This window comes from Desulforamulus hydrothermalis Lam5 = DSM 18033, from assembly GCF_000315365.1.
Lineage (GTDB): Bacteria > Bacillota > Desulfotomaculia > Desulfotomaculales > Desulfotomaculaceae > Desulfotomaculum > Desulfotomaculum hydrothermale.
The window spans coordinates 1-3,872 of the sequence record NZ_CAOS01000005.1; the positions used below are offsets into that span (position 1 = coordinate 1).

General features: G+C 45.6%; 2 protein-coding genes and 2 pseudogenes. 3 read left to right on the plus strand and 1 reads right to left on the minus strand.

All coding sequences use genetic code 11. From position 1 onward, the window contains the following. From tnpC to DESHY_RS04525, 3 genes and pseudogenes are all read left to right on the plus strand, one after another. On the plus strand, positions 1-1,370 hold a 1,370-nt coding region (gene tnpC / locus DESHY_RS04515), incomplete at its 5' end, for an IS66 family transposase (RefSeq protein ID WP_048817887.1). 1 nt (position 1,371) lies between these two features. Further along, positions 1,372-1,653, plus strand: a complete 282-nt coding sequence (locus DESHY_RS04520; protein ID WP_008410764.1) for a hypothetical protein — start codon at positions 1,372-1,374, stop codon at positions 1,651-1,653. 283 nt (positions 1,654-1,936) lie between these two features. After that, a pseudogene (locus tag DESHY_RS04525) lies at positions 1,937-3,524 on the plus strand (IS1634 family transposase). 77 nt (positions 3,525-3,601) lie between these two features. Here DESHY_RS04525 and DESHY_RS14385 read toward each other — a convergent pair. Further along, positions 3,602-3,872 (minus strand): annotated as a pseudogene (locus DESHY_RS14385) (DDE transposase); the annotation flags it as partial.

Below are 3,872 nucleotides of genomic sequence, written 5' to 3' on the forward strand. Positions count from 1 at the left end.
AAAAAGAGGCTGATTTACAAAAAACCGAGCCGGAGCTCGAAAAAATTGCCTATACCCGCCGCAAACGCATTGGCAAAAGAAAAGATGACCTGTCAGTGTTGCCGGTGGAGACGGTGGAACATACACTTCCCGAAGAAGAACGAGTTTGCCCAGAATGCGGCGGGATGCTGCATGAAATGGGACATGATACCCGGCGCGAGCTTGTAATCATTCCGCCTCAGGTTAAGGTTGTGGAGCATAAACGTGCCGTACTATCCTGCCGGAACTGCGAAAAAAATGGCGACCATGTGCCTATAGTAAAGGCGGAAATGCCCAAGCCGCTAATCAGCGGAAGCCTTGCTTCGCCATCCGCAGTGGCCCACATCATAACACAAAAATATGTTCAGCATATCCCACTATACCGGCAAGAGCAAGACTGGAAAAGGCAAGGGGTGCGGCTTTCCCGTCAGACTATGGCCAACTGGATCATCCGCTGCAGTGAGGATTGGCTGTTGCCCATTTATGAGCGAATGAAGGCTATATTGCTGACGCAGGATGTGCTTCATGCTGACGAGACCACTGTGCAGGTTTTACGGGAACCTGGGAAGACTGCCGTTTCAAACAGCTATATGTGGTTGTACAGGACAAGTGGGGATACAAAACGGCAGATTGTTCTCTTTGAGTATCAACCCAGCCGGTCAAGCACCCACCCGCGACAGTTTTTAAAGGGTTTTAGGGGCTTCCTGCACACAGACGGCTATGCTGCCTATCACACATTGCCCGAGGTCACAGTTGTGGGCTGTTGGGTTCATATGCGGCGTAAATTCGAGGATGCCCTTAAGGCCATTCCAGATTCCGAAAGGGCTGTATCATCAGCAAGTGATGCCGTTAGGCGCATCGGCTTACTTTTCCACCTGGAAGAACAGTGGGAAAGTTTAACCCCTGAAGAACGCTACAAACTGAGATTAGAGAAATCTAAGCCTCTGGCTGAGGCTTTTTTTGGCTGGCTTCAAACGCTGACTGTCCTTCCCAAAACCGCTATGGGAAAGGCGGTGCATTATGCATTGGAACAGCGCGAATGGCTAATGAATGTCTATCTTGACGGGCGTACCGAACTTTCGAACAACCGGTCAGAAAATGCCGTACGTCCCTTTGCCTTGGGCCGCAAAAATTGGTTGTTCTGCAATACGGTCAAAGGAGCTATATCAAGCTCGGTAGTTTATTCCATCGTAGAAACCGCCAAAGCAAACGGGCTGCTGCCCTTTGAATATATGAAATTCCTACTTGAAACTGTTCCATCTACATCAGTTGGGGAATTGGATGCCCTATTGCCTTGGGGCGAAGCCATCCCTGAAAAATGTCGCATGCCATTAACAAAGGAGAATACCTAAGATGTCCAGAGGCAGCGCAACTAAATTTATGATGACCTTTGTCCAGGAATATCTGGACGGAAAGCGTAGTCGCTTAGATTTTGATCTAGATTTCAACCATTGCCTGATAAAGCACTATGCAAAAATGGAACGAGAAAATCCGGATCTTGCAGAGTGCTTTAATTATTACCTGGCTGAAGAGGGATTTGACCAAGCGGTGGGCCTGTCGGATGACCGGCACAGAAGGTTAATTCAAAAACAATTTAATAAATTCAAAGCAGCTCTGTGTGATGGATTTTTCTAGGGTGGAGTCAGTTATCCATATCCCCTTCATCCATTCCTGGGCGCTTTTTTTATATGTTAGCATACCCGTAGTGCTGACACTAGGTGATGTAGGGTTTGACGCTTACACGAAAAAGCATATTTTTGACCCTCAAAACCCGGGAAACCTTGTAATATAAGGATCGGGTTTTTGATTTTGGCCATTTTTTCAATTTTTGTAGTGCCACGTTTCCGTTATTTTACTGGCAATAAGTCCTTTTGTGTGCTACAATATAATAAATATTTACGACTTGGGTGACGTTGCCATGTTCATTAGAACTAAGACATTTAAAAATAAAGACGGTACCACCAGAACCTATCTTCAGTTGGCTGAATCTTACCGTGTTGGTAACAAAACTCGCCAACGTGTCCTTCTTAATCTCGGACGCCTAGAGGAAATGCAGGAAGGTCAAATCGACCGTCTCATTGAACAGCTGGCACGTTTCTCTAAGGAACAGTGGATTAAGGCTAAAATAACTGAGAATGCCGATGTCCGTTGGACTAAACAATGGGGTCCGGAAATTATCTTCCGCCACTTGTGGCTGGAACTTGGTCTTAAAGATATGCTAAACGATATTTCGTATAAGCTCGGCATAAAGGTTCCTCTTGAAGAAGCGATTTATGCTATGGTATTGAACCGACTCTGCGATCCTCAGTCCAAATTGGGTGTTAGCGAATGGGTTAAGTCTGTGTATCGCCCTGAATTTGAGCAACTTCAATTACACCACTATTATGCAGGCCTTGATGTTTTGGCTGAACACAAGGATCAAATAGAGGTTGAGTTGTTTGAACGGGTACGAGACCTTTTTAATATTGATCTAGATCTGGTTTTCTGGGATACCACCTCAACCTATTTTGAGGGTAAAGGGCCCGGGGACTTGGCCCACTACGGTTACTCTAAAGATAAACGTGCTGATAGGTTACAGATCATGGTCGGCATTTTAATGACCAAGGAAGGTATTCCTGTAACTCATCAGATATTCCCCGGCAACACCAACGATGTAGAGACCTTTAAGGCTGCACTTGATGACCTGCGCAATCGCTTTAATGTTAACCGGGTGATCATGGTTGGTGACCGTGGCATGGTCAGTAAGAAAGTGATTAAAAATATCCAAGATGCCGGGCTGGAATACATAGTGGGTATACGCATGAGAAGAATGCGCAACATATCTGAAATGCTTAGCTGGAAGGCCCGTTATATCAATGTTAAACCTAATTTAAAAGTAAAAGAAGTAAGGGTTCAGGATCGAGCAAGGTATATATTATGCTACAGTCCTGAATCCGCCAAACGGGATCGTTTAGCTCGGGAAACCATGTTAGCCAAGTTGGAAGCAAAGCTTCTTACCGATGGCGGGGTCAAAAATTTAGTTGGTAACCGTGGCTACCGTCGCTACATTAAGGTAGAAGGCAAAGCTCACATAATTGACCAAGAAGCTCTAAAACGTGAGGCTCGGTTTAATGGCAAATTTCTGCTCTGTACCAACAGCAAACTACCAACAGACCAGGTAGCCATAGCCTATAAGGAACTATGGCGAGTGGAACGGGCCTTTAGGGAACTGAAATCAGGATTAGATTTAAGGCCTGTTTACCACTGGAAAGATAGCCGGGTACGGGGCCACATCATGGTTTGCTTCTTGGCCTTGGTTTTAGAAAGTGCTCTTATCAAAAAACTATCAGATATTTGGTAGTAAGGCTAGTTACCGAGAAGTTATACGGGACCTAGCACAACTTAATGCTGTGCAGGTAACCATCCTAGATAAAGACTACCTTTGTAGGCCGGAATTGGTTGCTTCAGCTTACGAAGCATTCCGGGCCACTGGAATAAGGCCACCGCTTAAAATGGCGGAGTTATAAACAGCAAGAGTACCATTATCCAGGAGAGGTGTAGTGGTACGTTTTGCTGTTTTCTTTGTTTTCAAGGGTTCACGCCGTTAATATTTCAAACTTGAGTAATACCGAGGTGCAAAACCCAACGCTTTACCATGCAGGGAATACGACTCCTTCATCAAATCTTGAGCAAATTCATAATCGCTGATATTGGCTGGGGCAAACCTGGCAGCTAATGGTATCGGCCCGTATTTAGTGTTAACAGCTGACAAGTGAAGCTTATAACCATAAAAAGACTCTGTTTCTCCGGCGGAAGCGGTACGGTGACCAAAGCCGGCACCGGTTGTACTGTTCTTACGAGGACGTTCCCTAGCT